General features: G+C 62.1%; 22 protein-coding genes. 11 read left to right on the forward strand and 11 right to left on the reverse strand.

The features are described 5' to 3' along the window. Positions 1-171 precede the first annotated feature (171 nt). Positions 172-1152, forward strand: coding sequence for a choice-of-anchor A family protein (locus tag GTP90_RS11825; RefSeq protein WP_161083717.1), 981 nt, complete (start codon positions 172-174; stop codon positions 1150-1152). Between the two features lie 121 nt (positions 1153-1273). Next, positions 1274-2407, forward strand: coding sequence for a GGDEF domain-containing protein (locus GTP90_RS11830; RefSeq protein ID WP_161083718.1), 1134 nt, complete (start codon positions 1274-1276; stop codon positions 2405-2407). A 13-nt stretch (positions 2408-2420) separates the two neighbouring features. Here the strand turns inward: GTP90_RS11830 and GTP90_RS11835 are convergent, their stop codons facing one another. Then, complete coding sequence (locus tag GTP90_RS11835) at positions 2421-3011, reverse strand: DUF4337 domain-containing protein (protein WP_161083719.1); 591 nt, start codon at positions 3009-3011, stop codon at positions 2421-2423. A 261-nt stretch (positions 3012-3272) separates the two neighbouring features. Here GTP90_RS11835 and GTP90_RS11840 point away from each other — a divergent pair, with 261 nt between their 5' ends. Next, on the forward strand, positions 3273-4007 hold the full coding sequence (locus GTP90_RS11840; protein WP_161083720.1) for an apolipoprotein A1/A4/E family protein: 735 nt from the start codon (positions 3273-3275) through the stop codon (positions 4005-4007). Positions 4008-4015: 8 nt separating this feature from the next. Here the strand turns inward: GTP90_RS11840 and GTP90_RS11845 are convergent, their stop codons facing one another. Together GTP90_RS11845 and GTP90_RS11850 are read right to left on the reverse strand one after the other, a co-directional pair. Continuing rightward, positions 4016-4942: a lipase secretion chaperone gene (locus tag GTP90_RS11845; RefSeq protein WP_308937303.1), complete on the reverse strand. Its 927-nt coding sequence runs from the start codon at positions 4940-4942 to the stop codon at positions 4016-4018. A gap of 7 nt (positions 4943-4949) precedes the next feature. Continuing rightward, positions 4950-5864 (reverse strand): lipase family alpha/beta hydrolase, encoded by a 915-nt coding sequence (locus tag GTP90_RS11850; RefSeq protein ID WP_161083721.1) that lies wholly within the window; start codon positions 5862-5864, stop codon positions 4950-4952. A 177-nt stretch (positions 5865-6041) separates the two neighbouring features. On the opposite strand from GTP90_RS11850, the gene GTP90_RS11855 reads away from it, so the two are divergent. Then, positions 6042-6722: a TetR/AcrR family transcriptional regulator gene (locus tag GTP90_RS11855; RefSeq protein ID WP_254451832.1), complete on the forward strand. Its 681-nt coding sequence runs from the start codon at positions 6042-6044 to the stop codon at positions 6720-6722. A gap of 1 nt (position 6723) precedes the next feature. Here the strand turns inward: GTP90_RS11855 and GTP90_RS11860 are convergent, their stop codons facing one another. Next, a complete protein-coding gene (locus tag GTP90_RS11860; protein WP_161083722.1) occupies positions 6724-9060 on the reverse strand; it encodes a penicillin-binding protein 1A in 2337 nt (778 codons plus the stop codon). 175 nt (positions 9061-9235) lie between these two features. Here GTP90_RS11860 and glpD point away from each other — a divergent pair, with 175 nt between their 5' ends. Next, positions 9236-10780 carry a glycerol-3-phosphate dehydrogenase gene (gene glpD, locus GTP90_RS11865; protein ID WP_161083723.1) on the forward strand — a complete coding sequence of 515 codons (1545 nt, stop codon included), beginning with the start codon at positions 9236-9238 and terminating at the stop codon, positions 10778-10780. A 70-nt stretch (positions 10781-10850) separates the two neighbouring features. Here the strand turns inward: glpD and GTP90_RS11870 are convergent, their stop codons facing one another. Then, entirely contained in the window at positions 10851-12350 is a 1500-nt protein-coding gene (locus GTP90_RS11870; protein WP_161083724.1) for a peptide MFS transporter, read from the reverse strand. Positions 12351-12607: 257 nt separating this feature from the next. Between GTP90_RS11870 and ppnN the strand changes: the two genes are divergently transcribed. From ppnN to GTP90_RS11885, 3 genes are all read left to right on the forward strand, one after another. Then, entirely contained in the window at positions 12608-13978 is a 1371-nt protein-coding gene (ppnN, locus tag GTP90_RS11875; protein WP_117010299.1) for a nucleotide 5'-monophosphate nucleosidase PpnN, read from the forward strand. Positions 13979-14033: 55 nt separating this feature from the next. Beyond that, the gene (locus GTP90_RS11880; RefSeq protein ID WP_161083725.1) at positions 14034-14477 is read left to right on the forward strand and encodes a GFA family protein; all 444 of its coding nucleotides are present in this window, start codon (positions 14034-14036) and stop codon (positions 14475-14477) included. Between the two features lie 378 nt (positions 14478-14855). Further along, positions 14856-16535 carry a methyl-accepting chemotaxis protein gene (locus GTP90_RS11885; protein WP_161083726.1) on the forward strand — a complete coding sequence of 560 codons (1680 nt, stop codon included), beginning with the start codon at positions 14856-14858 and terminating at the stop codon, positions 16533-16535. A gap of 64 nt (positions 16536-16599) precedes the next feature. On the opposite strand, the gene GTP90_RS11890 is transcribed toward GTP90_RS11885, so the two are convergent. The 3 genes from GTP90_RS11890 to GTP90_RS37430 form a co-directional block, all read right to left on the reverse strand. After that, positions 16600-17199: a TetR/AcrR family transcriptional regulator gene (locus GTP90_RS11890; RefSeq protein WP_161083727.1), complete on the reverse strand. Its 600-nt coding sequence runs from the start codon at positions 17197-17199 to the stop codon at positions 16600-16602. A 4-nt stretch (positions 17200-17203) separates the two neighbouring features. Further along, on the reverse strand, positions 17204-17521 hold the full coding sequence (locus GTP90_RS11895; RefSeq protein WP_161083728.1) for a cupin domain-containing protein: 318 nt from the start codon (positions 17519-17521) through the stop codon (positions 17204-17206). 139 nt (positions 17522-17660) lie between these two features. After that, on the reverse strand, positions 17661-18026 hold the full coding sequence (locus GTP90_RS37430; RefSeq protein WP_308937304.1) for a type II toxin-antitoxin system RelE/ParE family toxin: 366 nt from the start codon (positions 18024-18026) through the stop codon (positions 17661-17663). Between the two features lie 243 nt (positions 18027-18269). Between GTP90_RS37430 and GTP90_RS11905 the strand changes: the two genes are divergently transcribed. Next, entirely contained in the window at positions 18270-18497 is a 228-nt protein-coding gene (locus tag GTP90_RS11905; protein WP_161083730.1) for a hypothetical protein, read from the forward strand. Between the two features lie 44 nt (positions 18498-18541). Beyond that, positions 18542-19900: a hypothetical protein gene (locus tag GTP90_RS11910; RefSeq protein ID WP_161083731.1), complete on the forward strand. Its 1359-nt coding sequence runs from the start codon at positions 18542-18544 to the stop codon at positions 19898-19900. A 51-nt stretch (positions 19901-19951) separates the two neighbouring features. On the opposite strand, the gene lysS is transcribed toward GTP90_RS11910, so the two are convergent. From lysS to prfB, 3 genes are all read right to left on the reverse strand, one after another. Further along, positions 19952-21481, reverse strand: coding sequence for a lysine--tRNA ligase (lysS, locus tag GTP90_RS11915; RefSeq protein ID WP_161083732.1), 1530 nt, complete (start codon positions 21479-21481; stop codon positions 19952-19954). A 26-nt stretch (positions 21482-21507) separates the two neighbouring features. After that, complete coding sequence (locus GTP90_RS11920) at positions 21508-22188, reverse strand: HAD family hydrolase (RefSeq protein WP_161083733.1); 681 nt, start codon at positions 22186-22188, stop codon at positions 21508-21510. After that, positions 22188-23292 (reverse strand): peptide chain release factor 2 gene (prfB, locus tag GTP90_RS11925; protein ID WP_161083734.1). Its coding sequence is split into 2 segments (ribosomal slippage): positions 22188-23210 and positions 23212-23292, totalling 1104 coding nucleotides; the frame shifts between segments, so codons are not numbered across the junction. The genes GTP90_RS11920 and prfB overlap by 1 nt, the downstream gene beginning before the upstream one ends. Before the next feature lie 268 nt (positions 23293-23560). Between prfB and GTP90_RS11930 the strand changes: the two genes are divergently transcribed. Further along, positions 23561-25576, forward strand: a complete 2016-nt coding sequence (locus tag GTP90_RS11930; protein WP_161083735.1) for a bifunctional 2',3'-cyclic-nucleotide 2'-phosphodiesterase/3'-nucleotidase — start codon at positions 23561-23563, stop codon at positions 25574-25576. Positions 25577-25582 lie beyond the last annotated feature (6 nt).

Raw genomic sequence — 25582 nt, forward strand, 5'->3', positions numbered from 1 at the left:
CACTTTAACCGATTCGCATTCTTCACGCGTGGCATATTATTGGTATTGTTTTGGTCATATATCTGCATATTTTTTATTATCAATAAGATTATTACTGTTGTTGATGAGATATAATTTAGCCCTTGCATGCGGGTTTCCTCCGTTTTTTAACGAACATACCAATTACATACCATGACTATTTCCACTCTGATGCAACGTGTTTTGCCGCTGGTGCTGGGCGTGGGGGCCATGTGCGCCGCCCAGGCAGCGGTCCCGAGTTTCGACCTGGGCCTGGCTAACGGCTACAGCGCCTATTTTTATGGCAATGCCAGTAACTTCACCGATATCGAAGGCCGCCTGGCCGTCGGCGGCAACGTCGCCACCTCGGGCGCGTCGATCGGCTACCGCACCCCGTACGGCGTGACCGCGCCCAGCCTGGTGGTGGGCGGCAACGTCAAGCTGAGCGGCGGCGACATCTATGCCGCGCCGCTGGCCAATGTGAACACCAATGCCTCCATCGGACCAATCACCGAATACACCAAGAACTACAATGGCTACGGTGTGTATGGCGGCGTCAACACCTCGTCGAGCTACCTGACGCTGAACAAGGCCAATGTCTCGACCTACACCGACTTCGGCGCGGCCAAGACCCAGCTGACCGGCTTGTCGAGCACGCTCAACAGCCAGGCCGCCAACGGCAAGGTCAACTTCGCCAACGGCGGCATCGAGCTGGTGGGCGACAATAGCGCCGGCTTGCAGGTGTTCAACGTCAACACCCGCAACCTGACCAACTTGTCGCTGAGCAATGTAAAAGACGGCGCCACCGTGGTCATCAACGTGAGCGGCACCGGTGACGTGGTCTTCGGCGGCGGCCAGGACGGCCTGCTGGAGCACCTGCGCGCCAACGTGTTGTTCAACCTGAACGACGCCAACGTGGTCAAGGTCAACACCTTCGTCTGGGGCTCGCTGCTGGCCAACGACGCCGTGCTGTCGGGCGCCGGCCACCTGGAGGGCAGCGTGGTGGCCAAATCCCTGGTCAGCGCCGTCGAGATCGGCTATGAGCCGTTCAAGGGCTACGTCGCCACGCCGGTGCCGGAACCGGAAACCTATGCCATGCTGCTGGGCGGGCTGGCGCTGGTGGGCGCGGTTGCGCGCCGTCGCAGCAAGGCCTGAGTCACGCGGGCGTCGCTAAAAAAGCTGCTTCGGCAGCTTTTTTTGTTTCTTTCTTGCATGGGCGATTGCCACTGGCGTGACGCTGGGATACATTGAAGCATCCTCAGGACAGGAAACCGGCGTGCTCAATCTCGACACACTTTTACTGGTTCAGGTCTGTGTAACGCTGTTGACGACGGCGTTGCTGGTGGCTTCCGCTTGCTACGCGGGCAGCCCGCCCGAGCTGCGCTGGTGGGCGGCGGGCAACCTGGTGGTGTCGGCCGGACTGGCGATGTCCAACCTGGACGGCTTGCCGTCGATCTTCAGCGCCGTCATCGGCTACGGTGTGATCGCCTTCGGCCTGGGCCTGGTGTTGCGCGGCCTGCGTGTGCACGGCTCCGCCACCTTGTCATGGCGCGTGGTGGCCATCTTCACCGTGCTGGCGCTGCTCATCCCCGCTTATTTCACGCTGGTGGTGCCGAGCCTGCGTGGACGGCTGTGTTTCAGCGGCTTCTATTTCGCGTTGCTCAACTGGCTGTGCGCGGTCACGCTCGCGCGCCAGGGCGGCTGGCGCGGCATCGCCATCTGTGTGAGCGGCTTCGCTGTGCTGGGACTGGCGCTGTTCATGCGCGGCGCCCACATGCTGCGGCATGCAGACCCGGCCGATGTGCCGGCCTCGCTGGTGATGGGCATGAGCATGCTGGCCATTCCGCTGGCCCAGGTCTGCATCGTCTTCGGCATGATCCTGATGGTGATGTGGCGCTACGCCGAGCGGCTGCGCCACCTGTCGACGCTGGACCCGCTGACCGGCGCCCTGAACCGGGGCGGCCTGGAAAACGAGGGCAAGCGGGTGGCGCTGCGGGCCCAGCGCGGGCGCCGCAGCCTGGCCGTGATCATGATCGACGTGGATTTTTTCAAGCAGATCAACGATACCTACGGCCACCCTGTTGGCGACGAAGTGTTGCGCCATTTGACGCGGATGCTGAAGCTGGAACTGCGGCCCTACGATCTGTTGGCGCGCTTCGGCGGCGAGGAATTCGTGCTGGCGCTGGATGGCTTGGACCGCCAGGCCGCGATCAACGTGGCCGAGCGCCTGCGCTCGCGCATCGAGCTGGAGCTGGTGGAGATCGATGCGCTGTCGGTGCGCTACACGGCCAGCGTGGGCGTGGTGTCGTCGGACGAATATGGCTATGACCTGATCCGCCTGATCTCGGCCGGCGACGCCGCCATGTACGAGGCCAAGCGCGCCGGCCGCAACCGCGTGATCGCCGGTTGACGGTCCGGCCCGGTCAGGACAGCAGCGCGATCAGCGAGTCCGGGTGCAGGCCCCAGCCGGCCAGGCCCGAGAGGCCCATCAGCACGCCGAACGCGGTCGGCACCAGCGCGGTGAAGTACAGCGCCCACAACTGGGTCAGCGCGGTGATGGCCAGCAGCGAGATGGCGATCGCCAGCAGCGCGTCGGACAGGTCGAACTGGTCGTCCTTGAAGTTGGCCGCGTCGTAGGTCTTCTGGTCCTGTTCGGCCTGGGCCTTGGCGTCGGCCTTTTTGGTGGCCTGGTCCTGCGCCACTTTCTCGTATTCCTGGATCGCCTGCTGGTAGGCCGCCTGTTCGCCGGCCGGCTTGCCCGCCGACGCCAGGCGCAACTGCACCACGGTTGACCTTGCGACTTCCTCGCGCACGTTGCGGGCCTGGTAGAAGGCCCAGTGGTCGACCCGGTTGGCCTGCGCCTGCTGCATGCTCTGGTTGATGTTGTCGTCCTTGACCTTGCAGATGCCCATGAAGGTGGCCAGCAGCGCGACCGTGATGGCGACGGTGGCGTTGAGCTTCCTGCCGGTGGCCTGGGCTTCGGTCTGGGTGTCGAGAATTTCCAATGGTTCCATGTCGGTAGGGACGGTATAAAAACCGCAAGCTTAACCGATAACTGTGCGGATCGCGCCACACATCTGAAGAATCTGGTTGACGTTGCCGCAGCTGGGCAGCATATTGCGGCAAGAGAGTTCTAACAATAAAGTAAGCCACTATCTGGCGTAGCAGCAAAGTGAAGCAGCCTTCGGGCTGCTTTTTTTTTCGCTGATCCGGCGCAAACGGGGCGGCCCGTTGGCGCGATAGTGTGGAGGGTGTCCCGCTGCCGAGGAGCCGCCATGCCTGCGAACATTGAAGGAAGTAAATTTGAAAATCTCCCGAGCCGCACCTATGATGAACGTGTCGACGCGCGCCTCGGGGTGCTGGAGAAGGACGTGGCCGTCATGCAGAACAACTTCGCCACCAAAGATGATTTACAAGCTTTGCGAGCGGAGATGCACGCCGGCTTCGAACGCATTAACGCCGCGTTTTACAGCCACCGGCAGGAGGTCAAGGCCGAAATCGACAAGTTGCGCGAAGAGGTCTTGGCGGCGCTGTCCAACCAGCGCATCGACTTCAACGCCGCGCTGGCAAAGCTGCATGAGGAGTTTAGTGTTGCGTTGGTAAATCAACGTGACGACTTTCACGTTGCGTTGGCTCAGCAGCGAGACGAGTTTCACACTGCATTGGCTCAGCAGCGGGACGAGTTTCACACGGCATTGGCTCAGCAGCGGGACGAGTTTCACACGGCATTGGCTCAGCAGCGAGACGAGTTTCACACGGCATTGGCTCAGCAGCGAGACGAGTTTCACACGGTATTTGGCCAGCAGCGAGAAGAGTTTCGCACGGCATTGGCTCAGCAGCGAGACGAGTTTCGCACAGCATTGGCTCAGCAGCGAGAAGAGTTTCACGCTGCATTGGCCAGTCACTCAATCAAGCTATATCAAGGCTTCGCAAACCAGGCATGGAAATTTTATGGCCTGGCGTCGCTGCTGGCGGCGGGCGTGTACTACATCGCCCGCTACGTGCATTAGAAATACGCCTACTGTTCGTATGCACCCAAGCGCTTTTGCTCGTCGGCGGAGAAGATGGCATCGCGCAGCTTCTGCAATGACGCGGGATCGCCGGCACCGGCCAGCTGCTGGCGCTGCGCCTGGTAGCTGGCGATGCGCCGGTGCCAGTCGGCTTCCTCGCGGTCTACGTCGGCCAGGCGGGCCGCCGCCTCGGGCGACAGCGCCGCCGCGCGCATGCGGTAGATCTCGTTGTCGCCCATGCCTTGTTCGCGGGCCTTCGACACATCGTCTTCCAGCTTCAACACCCTGGCCGGCGCGGCGCGTTCCTCGCGCTCCTGCGGCGACAGCTTCGCGTCAAGCGCCGCGATGCGCTCCTTGCGCTGCGTATCGCTCAAGCCTTTGTCCGCATTGATCTCCAGCCGCGCCAGCGCATCCAGGTCGTAGGCATCGCTGGCGCTGAACAGGCCCTCCGCCTCGGCATCGCTGAAGTAGGAACGACGCAGGCGCTGCATGGCTTCCAGCCGTTGGCGCGCGCCCCTTGCCAGATCAGTGGTGGCCGGCAGTGCACGTTCCACGTCGACCAGCGCGCGCTTGTAGGCCAGGTAGGCGTCCAGCATCCGCTTGGCCTCGGCCGCCGGGGCCGGGCCAAGGCGGCGATCCAGTTCGCGGCCGATCTCCACGCGGATCGCCTCCAGCGGTTTCTCGCCCAGCCCCGCCAGATAGTAGTCGAACAGGTAGGCCAGTTCCGCGTTGACGGCCAGCTTGTCGCCAGCGGCCTGGCGTACGTCGCCGTCCGGCCGGGTGCCGATCATCGACGGCACAAACGCAAAGTAGTCCGGATCCGCGGCAGGCCTGGCCGGCGGCGGCTCGCTGCGCGGCAGCGCCAGATACACGCCGATGCCAACAACAGCGGCCAACGCGCCGAAGCGCAGCAGTTTCGCGTTTGTGCTCATCATCAGCTCCTTACAAGCCCAGTCCCTGCAGGCGATTGGCCTGCTGGCGGAAGATGGTCACGGGGCTGGTCTCGAACAGGTTTGTGATGCCCACCATCTGATTGACCTCATCCAGGTGATTCATCGCATAGTCGTCGCGGATCACCCGGCCAAGATGGCTGGAGCAGCTGCTGACCAGGCCATCGTTCTTGGCGCCGTTGAAGGCGATCGCCGTCAGGGCCAGCACCGGATCGCTGATGTCCAGCACATTGGTGTAAGGCTGCGCGCCGCTCCACGAGAAGTAGTACACGCCATGGACCTGGTACGCGCCTTCGCCGCAGGCCGTCGTCGGCACGCCTTCGGGATGGTTGCTGTTGAAGGCCAGCGTGCCGGCGGTGCTCAGCGAGGTCGCCGCCGCGCGCGCGTTCTGCGGCAAGGTCGGGCTGCCGGACAGGAAGCTGATGAAACCCGACACCGCGTTGGCCAGCGTGTAGGTCACGTCGGGCACGGCGCCGATCAGCACATCGGCCACCCTTGACCCCTTGTTGACGCCACCGACGCTGCTGACCGAAGCCACCAGGTCCGGACGCACCGACGCCACATAGCGCGCGGTTGGGCCGCCGTGGCTATGGCCGATCAGGTTGACCTTGGAGGCGCCGGTCGCCGCGAGGATCTGCTTGACCTGCAACAGCAGCTGCTCGCCGCGCACTTCGGTGCTGTTGGCGGCCGACACCGACGTCACATACACACTGGCGCCGCCGCTGCGCAGCCCCGAGGCGATGCCGTAGAAGTAGTCGACCGGGCCGATGTTGTCGAAGCCGAACAGGCCGTGCACCAGCACGATGGGATATCTGGTTTGCGTGTAGCCGGTGGCCCAGGATGGCGCGGGCAGGGCGGCAAGTGCGATCAGGCAGGCGGCGAGGTAGGTCCAATAGCGTTTAATCATTGAAGTCTCCGGTGATATTTTTGAAGTCCGGGTGCTTCCCCGGTCAACAAAATGTAGCACCGAGCCGATGGCGTTGCAGTCCGCACGCTAGGCCTGGGGAGCCAATCTGACGGGCTGCCGATGCCAGTTGTTTTCGTGCGCTATAATCGATGACAAAAATCCTACAAAGAGACTCCCTTGCCGTCGCGATTCGACTTTCAACAATTTCAGGCGATGACGCCGCTGGACGGCGGCAACGTCTGGGCGTATCTGCTCGACCACAACGCTGAACGCATCACCGTCAAGCGCCGCAAGCCGGCGCTGGAGAACCTGGAGCGGATCTTCCGCGCCACGTTCAAGCTGGCCAACGACGTCGGCTTCCGCGCCATGAACCTGCGCGACCTGTGCCAGGAAACCGGCCTGTCGATGGGCGGCTTGTACGGCTACATCAGCAACAAGGACCAGCTGGCGGAGATGATCGAGGACGTGGTGCGCCACGCCACCCACGAGATGCCGCGCCTGTCCGACGACGTCGCAGATCCGCTGGACAAGCTGGAGGCCTTGATACGCGCCTCGATCTACGTGTCCGAGATCCTGCAGCCGTGGTTCTACTTTGTGTTCATGGATTCGCGCGTGTTGCAGGCGGCCCAGCGCACCACCGCCAAGGAATCGGAGTTGTACGTGCAGGCCTTGTTTGCCGGCGTGATCGCGCAGATACCGGATCGTCCCGAAGGCAGCCCTGAAATGCAGGCCGCGCACATCATGGCGACGTTCCAGGACTGGTATGTGAAGCGCTGGAAGTACCGGGCCGCCGATATCAGCCCGGACCAGTTTGCGGACAGCGCCGTGCGCCTGATGCGCGCCTACCTGGCCCCGTGATTTAGTTGGTCGGCGGTGGCGGCGCCGTGCCGGCCGGCTGCGGCGCCACGTTCTCCGCGCCCGGCGGCACGTCATCCATGTCCAGCGTATGGCGCGCGGCGTCGCCGGTGAACTCGTCGTACAGCCACTCGCCGTCCACCTGGGTCAACCCGGCGGGCACCTGGCGCTCCTGCGGCGGACGGCTTTGCAGCGCCACCTTCATGTAGTCGATCCAGATCGGCAGCGCCACGCTGGAGCCGAACTCCTTGCCGCCCAACGATTTCGAATCGTCGTAACCCATCCACGACACCGCCACGATGCCGCCGCCGTAGCCGGCGAACCAACCGTCGATGGCATCGCTGGACGTGCCGGTTTTGCCTGCCAGGTCGGGGCGGCCCAGGCGCGCCACGGCGGCGCCGGTGCCGGTGCGCGTAACCTGGCGCAGCATGCTGTCGGTGACGAAGGCGTTGCGCGGATCGATGACGCGGGCGTCGTCCGGCAGCGTGGTGCGCGGCTTGGCTTCGGAGATGATCTTGCCGCTGCCGTCGACGATCTTCGCGATCAGGTAAGGCTCGACGGTGTAGCCGCCGTTGGCGAACACCGAGTACGCGCCCACCAGCTGCGCCGGCGTGACCGAGCCGGTACCCAGCGCCATGGTCAGGTTCTTCGGATGCTTGGCCAGGTCGAAGCCGAACTTGCCCAGGTAGTTGTGCGCGTAGGGCACCGTGATCGAGCGCAGGATGCGCACCGAGGCCACGTTCTTCGATTCGGCCAGCGCGGTGCGCATGGTGATCGGACCATCGAACTTGCCGTCGTCGTTCTTGGGGCTCCAGGCTTCGTTGCCGGTTTCAGCTCCGGTCAGGTCCAGCGGCACGTCGTTGATCAGGGTCGCCGGCGAGAAGCCTTTTTCCAGCGCCGCCGAATATACGAACGGCTTGATCGAGGAACCCGGCTGGCGCCATGCCTGCGTGACGTGGTTGAACTTCTGCAGGTTGTAATCGAAGCCGCCGACCATGGCGTGGTAGCCGCCGGTGACCGAATCGATGGACACGAACGCCGCCGCCACCTGCGGCACCTGCGTGATGCTCCAGCTGTTCTTCTCCTGGATGATGCGGATCACCGCGCCGGGGCGCAGGCGGACCGTGTCCTTGGCCTTGTCGCTCAGCGCGTTGGCGGCCAGGCGCAGGCCGTCGCCGCTGATGGTGATCTCCTCGCCGAACGGATTCTGCACCTTGACCGACTTGGCGCCCACCTCCAGCACCACGGCCGGGATCAGGCGGTCGCTGCCCGGACGGCGCTGCAGCGCCTCCTCGATGGCGTCGTCGCGCTCCTCCTCGGTGGCCGGCAGCGTGATGAAGGCCTCCGGGCCACGGTAGCCGTGGCGCTGGTCGTAGTTCAGCACATTGCGGCGCACCGATTCGTAGGCCGCGTTCTGGTCGGCCTTCAGGATGGTGGTGTAGACGCTGATGCCCTTGGTGTACGAGTCTTCCTTGAATTGGGCGTACACCACCTGGCGCGCCAGTTCGGCCACGTACTCGGCGTGGGTGTCGAACTCCTGGCCGCGATGGCTGACGTGCAGCGTTTCGTGCAGCGCCTTCTGGTACTGGTCTTCGGTGATGTAGTTCAGGTCACGCATGGACTTGAGCACCACGTGCTGCCGTTGCTTGGCGCGCTTGGGATTGACGGCCGGGTTGTGGCGTGCCGGATTCTGCGGCAGGCCGGCCAGCATCGCCATCTCGGCGATGTCGAGATCCTTGAGCGGTTTGCCGAAGTAGACCTGCGAGGCCGCGCCGAAACCGAATGAGCGCTGGCCGAGGTAGATCTGGTTCATATACAGTTCGAGGATCTGCTCCTTGCTGAGCGCAGCCTCGATCTTAAACGCCAGCATGACCTCATTGAGTTTGCGGCCGTAGAATTTTTCGCGGGTGAGGAAGAAGTTACGCGCCACCTGCATGGTGATGGTGGAACCGCCCTGGCGCATCGCGCCGCCAAGGTTGGCGCGCGCAGCGCCCAGCGCGCGCCGCCAGTCGATGCCGTTATGGTCGTAGAAGCGCTTGTCCTCGATCGCCAGCACGGACTTCTTCATCATCTCCGGAATGTCCTTGATCGGCACAAAGTCGCGGTGCTCCTCGCCGAATTCGCCGATCAGGGCATTGTCGGCGGTGTAGATGCGCAGCGGGATCTTCGGCCGGTAGTCGGTGATGACCTCCAGCGACGGCAGGTTGGGCGCCACATACAGCAGCAGGTAGGCCAGCAGCAGGCCGCCGGCGATCAGCGCGGCGACGCCAGCCACGATAAAGCCGCGAATGGCGTTGCGGCGGGTAAGCCATTTGGACAGATTGATGGGGGAAGCACTCAAGGCGTTATTCTCACGATAGCGGCGGTAGGCGCGATTATAGACCAACAAAAATTTGGGTACCCTTAAATGAAAAGTAGCTTTTTATGCAAATATGGTCACTCACCCCTATGACTATTGGTGATTTTGTCGTAACGTAATAGATATTGAGTAAAAACGCTCTACAACCGGGGAAGACATGGCGGAACCGCTGCACACTCTTGATTGCGACATCCTGATCGTAGGAGGCGGCATCAACGGCGCCGGCATCGCGCGCGACGCGGCGGGGCGGGGCTTGTCGGTGGTGCTGTGCGAAAAAGACGACCTGGCATCGCATACCTCGTCGGCCTCCACCAAGCTGATACACGGCGGCCTGCGTTATCTTGAATACTACGAATTCAACCTGGTGCGCAAGGCGTTGATCGAGCGCGAGGTGCTGCTGCGCGCCGCGCCGCACATCATGTGGCCGCTGCGCTTCGTGATGCCGCATGCGCCCGGCCAGCGCCCGGCGCTGATGATACGGGCCGGCCTGATGCTGTACGACCTGCTGGCCAAGCGCGAGCTGTTGCCCGCGTCGGCCGGCATCAACCTGCGCGCGCACGCGGCGGGCAAGCCGCTCAAGCCAGAATTCCAGCGCGGCTTCATCTACTCGGACGGCTGGGTGGACGACGCCCGGCTGGTGGTGCTGAACGCCATCGACGCCTGCGAAAAGGGCGCCACCATCCTGACCCGTACCCTGTGCAGCGGCTTGACGCGCAAGGCCGGCGGCTGGGAAGCGGCACTGCACAAGACCGGCTGCGGCGACATCCGCGTCAACGCGCGCTACGTGGTGAACGCCGCCGGGCCGTGGACCGCGAGCCTGCTGCATTCGACGCTGCCGAAGGAGGGCGGGGGAAATCTCCGTCTGATCAAGGGCAGCCATATCATCGTCAAGCGCATCTTCGAGCATGACAACGCCTACATCTTCCAGCACCCGGACGGCCGCATCGTGTTCGCGATTCCGTATGAGCGCGACTTCACGCTGATCGGCACCACCGACCTCGATTACCACGGCGACGCCAACCAGGTCGCCATCAGCGAGGACGAAATCGCCTACCTGTGTGAGCTGGCCAGCCAGTACTTCGTCAAGCCGATTGTGCCGGCCGACGTGGTGTGGACCTATTCGGGCGTGCGCCCGCTGGTGGAAGACGGCGCCGACGCCAAGGCCGTCACCCGCGACTACCGGCTGGAAGTCGACAGCGACGGCCCGCCGATGCTGAGCGTCTTCGGTGGCAAGATCACCACCTTCCGCAAGCTGGCGGAGGAGGCGGTCGACCTGATCGCCAGGTCGCTGGGCAACCGCCACGGCGCCTGGACCCACAACGCCTGCCTGCCGGGCGGCGATCTGTTCGGCGCCGAGCCGCAGAACCGCTCGGTGCTGGAGTTCGACACCTGGCTGCGCAACGTGCAGGGCCGCTACAGCTGGCTGCCGCCGTTGCTGGTGGCGCGCTACGCCCGCGCCTACGGCACGCGCGTCCACACGCTGCTCGGGAAGAAAGAGGATATCGCTGAAATGGGCGAGGAGATCGCGCCCGGCCTGTATGCGGCGGAAGTGGAATATCTGCGCCGCTACGAATGGGCGCGCACCGCGCAGGACATCCTGTGGCGGCGCTCCAAACTGGGCCTGCACCTGCCGAAGGATGCAGGCGACAAGCTGCAGGCCTGGCTCGCGGCGAACCCGTTCCAGTACAAGCAGGCCGCATAAAAAAACCACCTGCCGGAGCGCTTAAGATCGCGCCTCGTGCAGGTGGTTTTTTGTTTGGTGCGGAAGACGCTTACTTCACGCCGTGCATCAGCTTCTGGATCAGCGGTGCGATCAGGAACAGCAGCACGCCGCCGGCCATCAGCGACCAGAAGCCGAAGGTGTAGCCGGACAGCGCCGACGTCACCGACATGCCGCTCTCGCCGCTGACCGACGAAGCGAAGATGCCCGACAGGTTGTTACCGATACCGGTCGACAGGAACCAGCCGCCCATGCCCAGGCCAACAAGGCGGGTAGGCGCCAGCTTGGTCACCATCGACAGGCCGATAGGCGACAGGCACAGTTCACCGATCGACTGCAGCACATAGACCATGACCAGGGTCCAGAACGGGATATGGTTGTCGGCGCTGACCAGCGACGACAGCGCGAACATCAGCAGGCCGAAGGCGGAGCCGTTGAACAGCAGGCCCAAACCGAATTTGCGCGGAATCGAAGGATTCTTGCCGCGCATGGCGATCCAGACGAAGGCGACGACAGGCGCGAAGCCGATGATGGCCAGCGAGTTAAAGATCTGGAACCAGGCCACAGGGAAGGTCCAGTTGTACATCTCGCGGTTGACGATTTTCTCGGCCAGGAAGGTGAACGAGCTGCCTGCCTGTTCGAAGAACATCCAGAACATGATGTTGAAGAAGAAGATCAGCAGCATGGCGATGACCTTGTCGCGGGCGACCTTGCCGTTCTTGATACCTTCGATCAGCAGCATCACCGACAGCAGGATGAACAGCGCGGACAGCACGATCTGCAGGTTGTTGGCGCCGGCGGCCAGCAGGAAGTAAACCACGGGGATCACGCACAGCGAGCCCAGAACCACATACGCCACGCGCTTGGGATCGGAGTTCGATGCGTCCGCAGCGCCAATGCCTTTCAGGTTGCGGCGGCCGATGAAGAACCACACCAGGGAGATCAGCATGCCGACGCCGGCCGACATGAACACCACTTTGTAAGCGGGCATGCCGTTGGTGCCGAAGATGGTCGAAGCGAGCCACTCGGTCAGCACCGGTGCAACCATCGCGCCGGAGTTGATCCCCATGTAGAAAATGGTGAAGCCGGAGTCGCGGCGTGGATCGGCGGCGCTATACAGCTTGCCGACCATGGTCGAGATGTTCGGCTTGAACATGCCGTTGCCGACGATGACGGTCGCCAGGCCAAGCTGGAATACGGTCTGGTTGGGGAAGGCGATCATGAACAGGCCGGCCGCCATGAAGGTCGCGCCGACCAGGATGGAGCGCTGGTAGCCGAGGACACGGTCGGCCACGTAGCCGCCGAACAGCGCGGCGGCGTAGACCAGCGCCAGGTAGGAGCCGTAAATCAGGTTGGCTGGAGCCTCGCCGGTGGGCGCGCCACTGTAGAACTGCGCCACGACGTAGAGCACCAGGGCCCAGCGTATGCCGTAGAACGCGAAACGCTCCCAGAACTCGGTCATGAACAACATCCACAGCGGAGCAGGGTGACCCATGATCTGCTTGAATTCGGGAATAGCGACTTCCGTATTGGTGGTGGTAGCACCGCTCATGCGGCTTCTCCTAATTTTATGATCTATGAAAAGTGTCTCGGGTTCCCTTATGGGGAGCCAAATTGGGCGCCATTTTAATCTACAAATCACTCCGCTCGTACATTTTGATGGCGTGTCTGCAAAGTTATGTCTTTTGTGCTAAGAACTATGTAAATTCCTGCTGCGGCATTCTCCGCCCCACAATGCGCTGGTTTGTCGTATATTGGCAGGGCAGGCTTACCTGTTATGCATCGAATTTGAATAAGGATTTTCGCATCATGGAACATGACGTTGTCGATACCCTGATTTCGCCCGAAGGCCAGCTGGAAGTGCTTTCGAAGGCGGAAGTGAACAAGCTGCTCGACACAAGCCAGGGCGGCCTCTATAACATCTTCCGCAATTGCGCGCTGGCCGTGCTCAATTGCGGCAGCACGATCGACGATGGAAAGGAACTGCTGGAGCGATACAAGTCGTTCGAAATCAGCATTGTGCAGCGCGAGCGAGGCATCAAGCTCGATATCAAGGGAGCGCCGGCGATCGCCTTCGTCGACGGCAAAATGATCAAGGGTATCCACGAGCACCTGTTCGCGGTGCTGCGCGATATCGTCTTCGTCAGCAATGAGGTGAGCGACAATCCGAAGTTCGACATGGGCAGCACCGAAGGCATCACCGACTCGGTGTTCCACATCCTGCGCAACGCCGGCGTACTCAAGCCCATGCTCAACCCCAACCTGGTGGTGTGCTGGGGTGGGCACTCGATCAACCGCGCCGAGTATAACTACTCGAAGGAAGTCGGCTATCAAATGGGCTTGCGCGACCTGGACATCTGCACCGGCTGCGGTCCCGGCGCGATGAAGGGTCCGATGAAGGGCGCCACCATCGGCCACGCCAAGCAGCGCCTGCACAAGGGGCGCTACCTCGGCATCTCGGAGCCGGGCATCATCGCGGCCGAGTCGCCGAACCCGATCGTCAACGAGCTGGTGATCATGCCGGACATCGAGAAGCGCCTGGAAGCGTTCGTGCGCTCCGGCCACGGCATCGTCGTGTTCCCCGGCGGCGCGGGGACGGCCGAGGAGATCCTTTATATACTGGGCATCCTGCTGCATCCCGATAACGCCGAGATCCCGTTCCCGCTGGTGTTCACCGGGCCGGAGACGTCGCGCGAGTACTTCGTGCAGATCAACCAGTTCATCCACGATACGCTGGGCCCGGAGGCGCAGCAGCGCTACAAGATCATCATCGACGATCCCGAGCTGGTGGCGCGCGAGATGCAGGCTGGGATCAAGCAGGTGCGCGAGTTCCGCAAATCCCGCAGCGACGCCTACTACTTCAACTGGGGCCTGAAGATCGACCACGAGTTCCAGCATCCGTTCGCGCCCACGCACGAGAACATGCGCAACCTGAGCCTGCACAAGAACCAGGAAGTGCACCTGCTGGCGGCGAATCTGCGCCGGGCGTTTTCGGGCGTGGTGGCCGGTAACGTCAAGGACGAGGGCATACGCGCCATCGAGAAGTTCGGCCACTTCGAAATCCACGGCGACAAGGAGATCATGGGGCCGATGGATGCGCTGCTGGCATCCTTCGTGGCGCAGCATCGCATGAAGCTCGCGGGCAAGCAGTACACGCCTTGCTATCGCGTGATCCAGTAACGCCAGCCGGCGTTCGCGCGCGGAGCGCGCGGACGCCGGACAAATTCAAGCCACGATGACCGATCCAATTTCCATACAGTGCCTGTGTGGCGCTGTGCATATTGAATTGCGCGGCGAGCCGGCCGCGCGGGCGAATTGCCATTGCGGCTCGTGCCGCGATTTCTATGGCACGCCCATGCTGTCGGCGACGGCGTGGCCCGCGTCGGCGGTCCGCGTTGCCAGGGGCGCGGTCGTCACGTTCGCGCATCCCGCCAAACAGATGGCGCGCGCGTTTTGCGCCGGATGCGGCGAGACCATGTTCGGCACCAACCGTCTCGACATGCGTGTGGTGCCCAACAGCCTTGCGGCCCGCGCCGCCGGCGGCGACCTGCCTGCCGCCCTGGGGCCAACCATGCACCTGTTCTACCGCCATCGCGTGGTCGATGTGGACGACCGGCTGGTCAAGTATCTGGACGGATGGGATGGGCCGGAGTTTGTCAAAGAGGCTTGCGGAGCATAGCCGTCAAGCCAGCGCCGGCTTCGATGGCAAGCAGGCGCGTGGTCCGCTGAAGCCGCGCTGCCGGCTCTGATGTTGATAAAAAAATCATCAAATCCACGAAATCCAGATAAGCGTATAATTGAATTAGTCAATTATGTCAATTTCGCGCCAACCGAAGCTCCTCGCACCCAAACCCGTGCAAAATCTCACCGAATAGGTCTCGCAACGGCCTCAGCGCTCACGCGCCGCGCCGGGACAGACGATCTATGCCGTGATGGCTAACGGGCGCACGACGAGAACACATCGGATTGATCGAAAAGCGCGCTGGCCGCCAGGCGAGGGTGCGCTCCGATGTAACGTAATCGCATATCGCAGTTATCCAGAGTCAGGAGAGTCTAAATGAATTTCGCAAATATTAGGATCGCCGGCCGTCTCGGCGCAGGTTTCGGGCTGGTGCTGGCGCTGATGGCGGCGCTGATCGTGGTCAGTCTCATGCACTTGGCGGACATCGGCGAAACGAGCGGCAAAATGATCGAGAAGGACTGGATCAAGGCGGAGGCGGCAAACGTCATCGACGCCACGACGCGGGCCAATGCGCGCCGCTCGATGGAGTTGCTGATCGCGCCCGATAAGGCCTATGCCGACAAGGTGCGCGAACAGATCGAGGTCAACAAGAAGACCATCAGCGAGGCGCTGGCGACGCTCGATGGCCTGGTTTATTTGCCGGAAGGACGGGCCCTGCTGGCAAGAATCAAGGAGCAACGTGCGCGGTATGTGGTCTCCTTCGGCAAGGTTGGCAAGTTGGTGGCAGAGGATCAGCGCGAGCAGGCCACAAGCTTGATGATCGCGGAAACGCTCCCAATGCTCGACGCGCTGCAGGGCAGCGTCAAGGAATTGACTAACCAGCAGAAGAAGATCGTTGAAGCCAGCGGAGCCGACATCAAGCAAAACATTGCGTCCTCCCGGAATCTGATGGTTGGCCTGGGCCTGGCGGCGCTGCTGATCGGCGTGGCTTTTGCGTATGGCATCACCCGTTCGATCACCCGTCCGATCAGTGAGGCGGTAAAAGTGGCGGAGACCGTGGCGGCGGGCGATTTGACCAGCCGCATCGACGTCACGTCGGCTGACGAAATTGGCCAGTTATTACAGGCGCTGAAGACCATGAACGACAGCCTGAGGAAAATCGTGGGTCAGGTTCGCAGCGGCACCGACACCATCGCCACCGCTTCGGCGCAGATCGCGGCCGGCAATCTCGATTTGTCGGCGCGCACCGAAGGGCAAGCCAGTTCGCTGGAACAAACAGCGTCGTCGATGGAAGAGCTGACGTCTATCGTTAAGCAGAACGCCGACAGTGCCCGGCAAGCCAATCAACTGGCGGTGTCCGCTTCCGAGGTGGCCGTCAAAGGCGGCGGCGTGGTGGCGCAGGTGGTTGATACCATGAGTTCAATCAATGCGTCTTCCCGGAAGATCGTCGATATCATCAGCGTGGTTGACGGCATTGCGTTCCAGACCAATATCCTGGCCTTGAATGCTGCGGTTGAAGCGGCCCGCGCCGGAGAACAGGGCAGGGGCTTTGCCGTGGTGGCCTCCGAGGTGCGCAACCTGGCGCAACGCTCGGCCGCCGCCGCCAAAGAGATCAAGACGCTGATCGACGACTCGGTCGACAAGGTGGATATCGGCGCCCAACTGGTGGGCCAGGCCGGGGCGACAATGGACGAGATCGTGGCAAGCGTCAAGCGCGTGACCGAAATCATGTCGGAGATTACGACCGCTGGACAAGAGCAGACCCTGGGCATCGAGCAAATCAACCAGGCGATCGTGCAGATGGATGAGGTCACGCAACAGAACGCCGCGCTGGTCGAGGAAGCCGCCGCAGCGGCGGGATCGCTGCAGGATCAAGCCAGCAATCTGTCGCAAGTGGTGGGCGTGTTCAAGTTGGATGGGGCGCACATTGCGGCTGTTGTGAGGCTGGAGACGGCAGACCATCGCGCCCCTATAACCCGGCAGGTTAGCGCGCCGGCCACCAAGCCGCTGAAGCGGGTGGGTGCTGTAGCTGAACAAGACTGGGCAGAATTCTGAGAAGGATGGATTTACCTGCCTGCGCGCGGCGGCAAATGATCGCCGGTAAAAAAAGGCCGCTTAGTTAAGCGGCTGAGCCGATCACGATCTTCAGGAGATTGGCGGCTTTTTTCCGAAACGTCGCGGATGGCGTTTTATCTGCAAGGGAAACCGTCATGAAGCCTTCGAAAGACGCGAAAATGATTTCCGCCAGCTCGCGTTCTCGTACGCCCGCCGGCAAGCGCGCGCCGCCTTTTCCAGCGTGCAGAATCTTCTCAAGCCAGTCGACGTTTTGTTTGGCGAACAGCTGCAGCTCGTCGACGCAGGCTTGCTCCTGAAAAGACGGTTCGCGCACCATCGTCACGTACATGCACAGACGATTCCCGTCGTGCAGCATTTCGGCAAACAGGCCTGCATACATACGAAGCTGCTCGGCCAAGTCTTCGCCGTCCTCGATGGCGAGCAGCCGCGTGGCTTGTTCCTCCCGATACTGCCGCAGCGCGTGCCTGGTCAAATCTTCTTTTGAAGCGAAATGGTGATACAGGCTGGGCGCCTTTATTTGCAGGTGCTCTGCGATCTGACGCATACCCAGGCCGTTGAATCCACGCTGCTGGAACAGGCGCGTTGCCGCGGCGAGTATGGTTTCCCGCGTCAGCGCCGGCTGATTTTTCTTCGAGTGCATCATTCGGTCAGGCCAGTATCTCGATGCCGCCGCGGTGGGCAACGAACAGCAGCGTTTCTTCCAATGCGCAGGCTTCATGTTCATCGCTTCCCTGAACCTGCAGCACGTCGCCTGGGCGCATCTCGACCTCGTTAAAGCGGATGGCGCCCGATAGGACGAGGATCTGCTCCCATCCATCGTGAGCGTGTTTTGGAAACCGCGCGCCAGCCTGGAATTTGGCCAGGTAGCCGCCATCGCCGTCGTTGCCGGTCCAGGTCGAACAGGTCTGCACTCCGGGAATGCCGGAGTCGCTCCAATTGCGTTTGTCTTGTTGAGCCAGAATCATGCGCCAATTCCTGTTTGTAAGTAGAAGTGAGTACTCTAACTAACGTTCGTTAGGCAGTCAAGCATGATCTTGGATTGCGCTGCGCTCTTGGTGCCACAGCGGCGGATGAGACTGGCTAGTCTGCGGACGAACGCCGCCGTTAGATAATGGCCTGCAAGCCCTTGTCGGCGAGGATGTTGAGCAGTTTGAGGGCAGGGCCCGTGGGATGGGTGTCACCTTGCTCCCATTTGCGCACGGTTGATGCCGACGTATGCAAATGAAGTGCGAATACCGGCTGGCTGAACTTCAAGCCCTCGCGCAGGCGTTTGATGTCGGCAGCGCCTTCTTCTCGTCCTGCGTGATGTTTGCCTTGTCTCCCTTGGAGCCCATGCAGAAACACGTAGCGGCTGTCGATCCTGGCCGACAGTAGCGTGCGGTAGCCGCTGCTCTTGCCTCCGCCGGGGCGGGCAATCCGCTTCTTGTAGAGGAATCCGCCCAGGTCTGCGTCAACCAGACCGTTTTCCATCTCCTGAGCCGCTTTGCACAAGGCGGCATCGGACAGTCTTTCGCTTGAGGAAGCGTGTCATCTTGACCTCCAAACTATACCCGAAACGGGCATGGTTTTCCACCGCTTAGCGCGACACGGGGGGGCATGCCACTGAACCGTGTGACAATCCGTGTATTTATATTGCCTTCGATCCGCTAGACTACGTGACCTCAATAACTAAGCGGCGCCAAGCGGCGCTGCGGTATTCCGTATCGTTTGTGCTTGGCGCTGCTGATCGGGACCATGAATATAGCGGATGCCGATTACTACATGCTCTGGTTCTTGGAGTGCACTGAAAAAATCAGTCAGCTGGCGCCGGCCTGGTACGGCCTCGTCACTTTGTTGTCGAACATTTGGACCTGGGGAGAGACGATCATTATGTTGACCAATAAACGCCGGCGCCCGCCGCACGATTTTATGGCCGGAACCGTGGTGGTCTACACCCCATGATGAAAATGAGCGTAGCCCGACTAGTCAAATTGCTTGGCCCAGCGATGCTGGCCGCGTCCCTGCTCACCGGTTGTTTTAGCACGATGCACTACAAGCCTGAGGGGAAATACGCAAAAACCCTTTTCGACGACGAAGATGTCATCAAGGCCGTCCCGCACGGGGAGTTCACCAAGCTAACCGTCAGGTATTTGGGTGGCGGAAGTTATATGAGTTCCGGACAGGTGATATCCGAGCGACTGATTTATCGCGACAAAATTGTCATCAAGGACGCGCGCCAACTCGAGCCCTGGTCGGAGTTGGATACGCCAGCCTTTTTCGCCGAAGTCTATGACGACTACTACTGGCGGGACCTCCTGATTCATGAGGTGGACGGCAAACCTGTGGTCGAACGCATAGAGCAGGGCCCCCCGGGGCGGGATGATACCCGTCGTGTGGCCACCCGGGGCTTCAGTTTTGGCTATCCTTTCCGTCAGGGCGTCAGGTATTTTCCGCGCGCGATGACGCCGGGATTCCTGCTCAGCGTCTTTCCCATGAAGGTCAGTATTCTGCCGCAGCCCGTCGACCTGCTCAAGCGCCTGTCCGCCAACCAGCTCGCAGCGGTATCGCCCGACGAGAAATCGTTCGCCTATGTCGACGATATGGATGCGCCGTCGTTCGTGATGGTCGTCGATGAGAATGGCGAGCGGCGCGATCCCATTCCGTTTCCGAGCGTTGAACTCGCGCCCCGGCCCGAGTCCGATGTCAACCCATACGATCGTCTCTGGACCTGGTTCAACGCCACTTACAAATGGCAGCGGGACAGCAACGGCAAATGGGCAGCCGAACCGTTGGCGCCGGTGGCGCCCCCGGCCGCCAATCCGGCGGAAGAGATTTTTCTCAGCGAACGGACCGGCTACCGCAGTTGTTTCACGGCGGCCGACGCCCACTGCCTGGCCAACTGGCACCAGGCCAGCAGGGACGAAGTGGTGAAGGCGATTCCCTATGATCCTGCGCAGCCGATGGTCTATGCGCCTTCGGTTCCCACGCAGGCCTTCGGCGCAAACGTCAAGCTGCTCGCGTATGAAACCTCGTCTGGAATCTACAGCGGCTATGCCTTGTATTCCGACTCGCCCCCGGAACAGGTGATGGCCGAATATGCAAAGCGGCTGGAGAGCCGCAGGATACCGCACGTGCGATCGGACCAGTGTACCCATAAACAATGGTGGCCGGATTGCGATGACCTGATCAAGTCAAAGCTGAACATCGGGCCCTCCATCAACTATCGGCTGAGAGATCTCGTCATCGCCGCGGCCCGTGGGCAAGCCACGGTGTTCATCCTGCCGGACATGCTGGTCTCGCTGCTCACGACGAAAGAGGGCGGCACGGTCATGCGGACGGCCTATCGTGGCAAGCTCCCGCAATAGGAACAACGGTAGAAAAAAAAGGCCGCTCGGTTGAGCGGCCTTTTTGCTTGCTTACTCTTCGCGGCGCAGGTGCGGGAACAGCAGCACGTCGCGGATGTTCGGCGAGTCGGTAATGATCATCATCAGGCGGTCGATGCCGATGCCGCAACCGCCGGCTGGCGGCATGCCGTATTCCAGCGCGCGGATGTAGTCGGCGTCGTAGAACATCGCCTCTTCATCGCCCGCGTCCTTGGCCGCCACTTGCGACAGGAAGCGTGCCGACTGGTCTTCCGCATCGTTCAACTCGGAGAAGCCGTTGGCGATTTCGCGGCCCACCATGAACAGCTCGAAGCGCTCGGTGATGCCTTCGCGGGTGTCCGAAGCACGGGCCAGCGGCGACACTTCAACCGGATAGTCGATGATGTAGGTCGGTTCCCACAGTTGCGCCTCGGCGGTTTCTTCGAACAGCGCCAGTTGCAGCGCGCCCAGGCCGGCGGTGGCGAACGGCTTCACGCCGAACTTCAGCAGCTCTGTCTTGATGAACTCAACGTCGGTCAACTGCTCCGGCGTATAGCCAGGCGCGTACTTGTTGATCGCTTCGACGATGGTCAGGCGATGGAACGGCTTGGCCAGATCCAGCTCGCGGCCACCGTAGGTCAGCGTCGCGGTGCCGTGCGCGTCGATCGCGGCCTGGCGGATGATCGCTTCGGTGAAGTCCATCAGCCAGTGATAGTCGGTGTAGGCCGCGTAGAACTCCATCATCGTGAATTCAGGATTGTGACGGACCGACACGCCTTCGTTGCGGAAGTTGCGGTTGATCTCGAACACGCGGTCGAAGCCGCCGACCACCAGGCGCTTCAGGTACAGCTCAGGCGCGATACGCAGGAACATCTGCATGTCCAGCGCGTTATGGTGGGTGATGAAAGGCTTGGCCGCGGCGCCGCCTGGAATGGTGTGCAACATCGGCGTTTCCACTTCCATGAACTCGTTCTTCTCCATGAAGCGGCGCATCGACGAAATCGCGGCGGTACGTGCCTTGAAGGTGCGGCGCGTTTCCTCGTTCATGATCAGATCGACGTAACGCTGGCGGTACTTGGTTTCCTGGTCGGCCAGGCCGTGGAACTTGTCCGGCAGCGGGCGCAGCGACTTGGTGATCAGGCGCAGTTCCGACACCTTGATGGTCAGTTCATCGGTCTTGGTCTTGAACAGCGTGCCGACCACGCCCAGGATGTCGCCCAGGTCGTAGTGGTGCAGCGCGGCCATCGCGGCTTCGCCGGTCAGGTCCAGCGTGGCGTAGATCTGGATGCGGCCGTCGGCTTTAGGGCCGGACGAATCCTGCAGCGTGGCGAAGGCGGCCTTCTTGCCGGCTTCGCGCTTGAGCATCATGCGGCCGGCCAGCACCACGGTGACCGGCTCGGCTTCCAGCTCTTCGCGCGACTTCGCGCCGTACTGCGCGTGCAGGTCGGCGGCTTTATGCTGTGGCTTGAAGTCGTTCGGGAAGGCGACACCTTGTTCGCGGATGGCGGCCAGCTTGGCGCGGCGCTCGGCGATGATCTTGTTTTCGTCCGGCGCTGCTGCTTGTTCTTGAAGATCCGTAGTCATGGTCTGTTCTTTTGTTGAGGTGATGATTAGTTAATGGCGGCGGCGAAGAGCTCTTCGACATCCAGTTCGCTGAAGTTGTTCACGACGGCGATGACGTTGTCGAATTCGGCGAAGGCTTCGGCCGGCAGGGTGGTGGTCAGCACCACCGCGCGCATGCCGGCGCGGCGCGCCGCTTCCACGCCCAGCGGCGCGTCTTCGAACACGATGCTGTGGACGGGCAGGGCGCCGCTGCGCTCCGCCGCCAGCAGAAACACGTCCGGCTCCGGCTTGCCGCGCGCGACATCTGCTGCGCCGGCGATGGCGTCGAACTGCTTGCGCAGGTCCAGGCCATCGAGCGTGAAGTCGATGTTCTCGTTTGGCGCGGCGGTGGCCACGGCCAGCTTGACGCCAGCGCTTTTGGCGCGGGCGATGAAGGCTTCGAAGCCGTCGACCGCCGCCAGGTGCGGCGCGTACAGCTCGCGGTACAGCGATTCCTTCTCGAAGTCGAGCGCTGCGCATTCTTCCTTAGACATCGGCTTGCCCAGGTAGGTGCTCATGATTTCATGGCCCTGGCGGCCGGCCGTGGCGCGGAAGAATTCATCGGCGTCGAGGTCGTGGCCGCGACGGGCGAAGAAGGCCAGCCACGATTTGGTGTGGAAGGCCATGTTGTCGACGATGGTGCCGTCCATGTCGAAGATGAACGCGCGCTGCGAATTCGAGGAGCTCATTAGACGCCTTGCTTCAGCGATGCCGAGATGAAGTCGTCCAGGTCGCCGTCCAGCACGCCCTTGGTGTTGCCGGTCTCGAAGTTGGTGCGCAAGTCCTTGATGCGCGACTGGTCCAGCACATAGGAGCGGATCTGGTGTCCCCAGCCGACGTCGGTCTTGGAGTCTTCCAGCTTCTGCTGCTCGCTCATGCGCTTGCGCAGTTCCAGTTCGTACAGCTTCGCCTTCAGCATTTCCATCGCCTCGGCCTTGTTGCGGTGCTGCGAGCGGTCGTTCTGGCACTGGACCACGATGCCGGACGGGCCGTGCGTCAGGCGCACCGCGGAGTCGGTCTTGTTAATGTGCTGGCCACCGGCGCCGGACGCACGGTAGGTGTCGATGCGCAGGTCGGCGGGGTTGATCTCGATGTCGATCGAGTCATCCACCTCCGGGTACACGAACAGCGATGTGAACGAGGTATGGCGGCCGTTGGCCGAGTCGAACGGCGACTTGCGCACCAGGCGGTGCACGCCGGTCTCGGTGCGCAGGAAGCCATAGGCGTATTCGCCTTCGACCTTGATGGTGGCGGTCTTGATGCCGGCCACCTCGCCGTCGGATTGTTCCATCACCTCGACCTTGAAGCCTTTGCGTTCGCAATAGCGCAGGTACTGGCGCAGCAGCATGGAAGCCCAGTCCTGGGCCTCGGTGCCGCCGGCGCCGGCCTGGATGTCGATGAAGCAGTTGTTCGGGTCCATCGGATTGTTGAACATCCGGCGGAACTCCATGCCTTCGATGACCTTGCGGACTTCCTCGGCGTCGGCGATCAGCGCTTCCAGCGTGTCGTCGTCGCCTTCTTCCTTGGCCATGGCGAACAGGTCGCCCATGTCTTTGAGGTCGGTGTCGGCCTTGGTCAGCGCGAAGACGATGGCTTCGAGCGATTTCTTTTCCTTGCCGAGATCCTGGGCCTTTTTCGGGTCGTTCCAGACCGTCGGGTCTTCCAGTTCTTCGTTTACTTGTTCGAGTTTCTCTGACTTTTTATCGAAGTCAAAGATACCTCCGAAGTTCGGCTTCGCGCGAGGTCAGATCGGCGAGCAGGGCGGAGAGGGAGTTGATGCGTTCGGCTTCCATGTTTTCTTCTTTTCTAAGGCTGAAATCAAACCTTCGATTATACCCTAGCCGGGCCGTTCTCTCGCAGCTAAATGGGCAGCGCGACGCCGGGGCCGGCGCGGATGGCAGGCCGCCTCCCCAATAGAATGCAAAAAGGTGACATTTTTGCCACACATGACATAAAATTATGGCCTCTCTGCCTTAAGTTGCTTGATGCAAGGAAATCACGTGCGTATGATGTTGCGCATCGGTCCGTTGCCAAAAAGTTGCAACTTTAGCTATTTTCTACATGCATTCAGCAGTTCGCCGCCTCACACTCGCGTTGCCCACCCTGTTGCTTGGCTGTGCCGGCCTGCCGCATGGCGAGACCACGCCCCTGGGCGCGCAGGCCACTTTGGCGCTGCTGGAAACCACCGACCTGCACGCGACCGTGCTCAGTTACGACTACTACAAGCTGAAGGCCGATCCGTCGATCGGCCTGGAACGCACCGCGACGCTGATCAAGCAGGCGCGCGCCGAATTCCCCAATAATCTGTTGCTCGATAACGGCGACGCCATCCAGGGTACGGCGTTGGCCGACTACCAGGCGCTGGTCGCGCCGGTGCCGTGCGGCCAGCCGCTGGCCATCTACAAGGCCATGAACGCGCTGGGCGTGGACGGCGGCGGCATCGGCAACCACGAATTCAATTACGGCCTGGCCTACCTGAACCAAGTCACCGCCAGCCATTTCGACGTGGACGGCGTGCCGGCCAACGCACCGCGCTGCGCCGGACCAAACTTCCCCATCGTGCTGGCGAATATCTACAGCGCCAAGACCAGGCAGCCGCTGTTCGAGCCATACCGCATCCTCACGCGCCGGATCAGCGCCACCGGCCCCGATGGCAAGCCGGTGACGGCGACGATCAAGGTCGGCATCATCGGCTTTGCGCCGACGGTGGTCATGTCGTGGGATAAGCACTGGCTGGAAGGTAAAGTCTACGCCGAGGGCGTGCGCGAGACGGCGCTCAAGTACATTCCGCAAATGCGGGCGCGGGGCGCGGACCTGGTGGTGGCCATCTCGCACGGCGGCCTCGATGGCGCGCCGTATTCGCCGGAGATGGAGAACGCCAACTACTACCTGGCGCAGGTGCCGGGCGTGGACGCGATGATGATCGGCCACTCGCACCAGCCGTTCCCTGACGCCGCCAGCAAGGTGCCGGAATTCGGCCTGCCGGACGTGGACAAGGCCAAAGGCACGGTCTACGGCGTGCCCGCCGTGATGGCCAACCTGTGGGGCAAGCACCTGGGCGTGATCGGCTTGCGCCTGAAGTACGACGGCAAGGCCTGGGTGGTGGACAAGAGCCGCACCACGGTCGAAGTGCGCTCGACGCGCAACGCCGACGGCAGCTACGTCGCCGCCGATCCGGCCATCGCACCGTTGGTCGCGGCCGAGCACGAGGCCACCATCGGCTACGTGAAAACACCGGTCGGCAGCAGCAACTTTCGCATGACGACCTATTTCGCCGACATCGGCGACAGCAGCGCCATCGAAGTGGTAAACCAGGCGCAGACTGCCTACGTGCGGAACTACGTCAAGGCCAACCTGCCGCAGTACGCGGCGCTGCCGGTGCTGTCGATGGCGTCGCCGTTCAAGGCCGGCGCCGCCGGCGCGGGCGACTACACCGACGTCAAGCCGGGCGGCCTGGCGCTGAACAACGTGGCCGACCTGTACCTGTACCCGAACGCGCTGCACGTGGTGAAGGTGGACGGCGCCGGCCTGAAGGCCTGGCTGGAAAAAGCTGCGGAACGTTTCAACCGCATCGACCCGGCCAGCGCCGCGCAGCAGGAACTCGTCAACACCGCAGTCCCCGGCTTCAACTTCGACATGCTGAGCGACGTCGACATCAGCTACCAGATCGACGTGACCAAACCCGCCGGCCAGCGCATCACGGCCTTGCGGTTCAAGGGCGCGGCCTTGTCGCCGGCGCAGGAATTCCTGGTCGCGACGAATAACTACCGCGCCAGCGGTGGCGGCGCCTTCCCTGGTCTGGATGGCAGCAAGACCATCCTGGCATCGCCGGACGCCAGCCGCGATGTGCTGATCGCCTACATCCAGCAGCAGAAGAACGTCACCCGTGCCCGCAACGGTTCCACGCGCAGCTGGCGGTTCGCGCCGGTCGCGACCAAGGGCGCGGTGGTGTTTCATTCCGCCCCCAACATGGTGGAGCTGGCGAGGGAGGCTGGCTTGAAGGCCGTCACCCAGATCAAAACGGACGATGGCGGCGGCAAGGGCCTGGCCCTGTACGCCATCGATTTGGCCTTATGAACGGAG

It is taken from the genome of Duganella vulcania, assembly GCF_009857655.1.
In the GTDB taxonomy this organism is placed as follows: domain Bacteria; phylum Pseudomonadota; class Gammaproteobacteria; order Burkholderiales; family Burkholderiaceae_D; genus Rugamonas; species Rugamonas vulcania.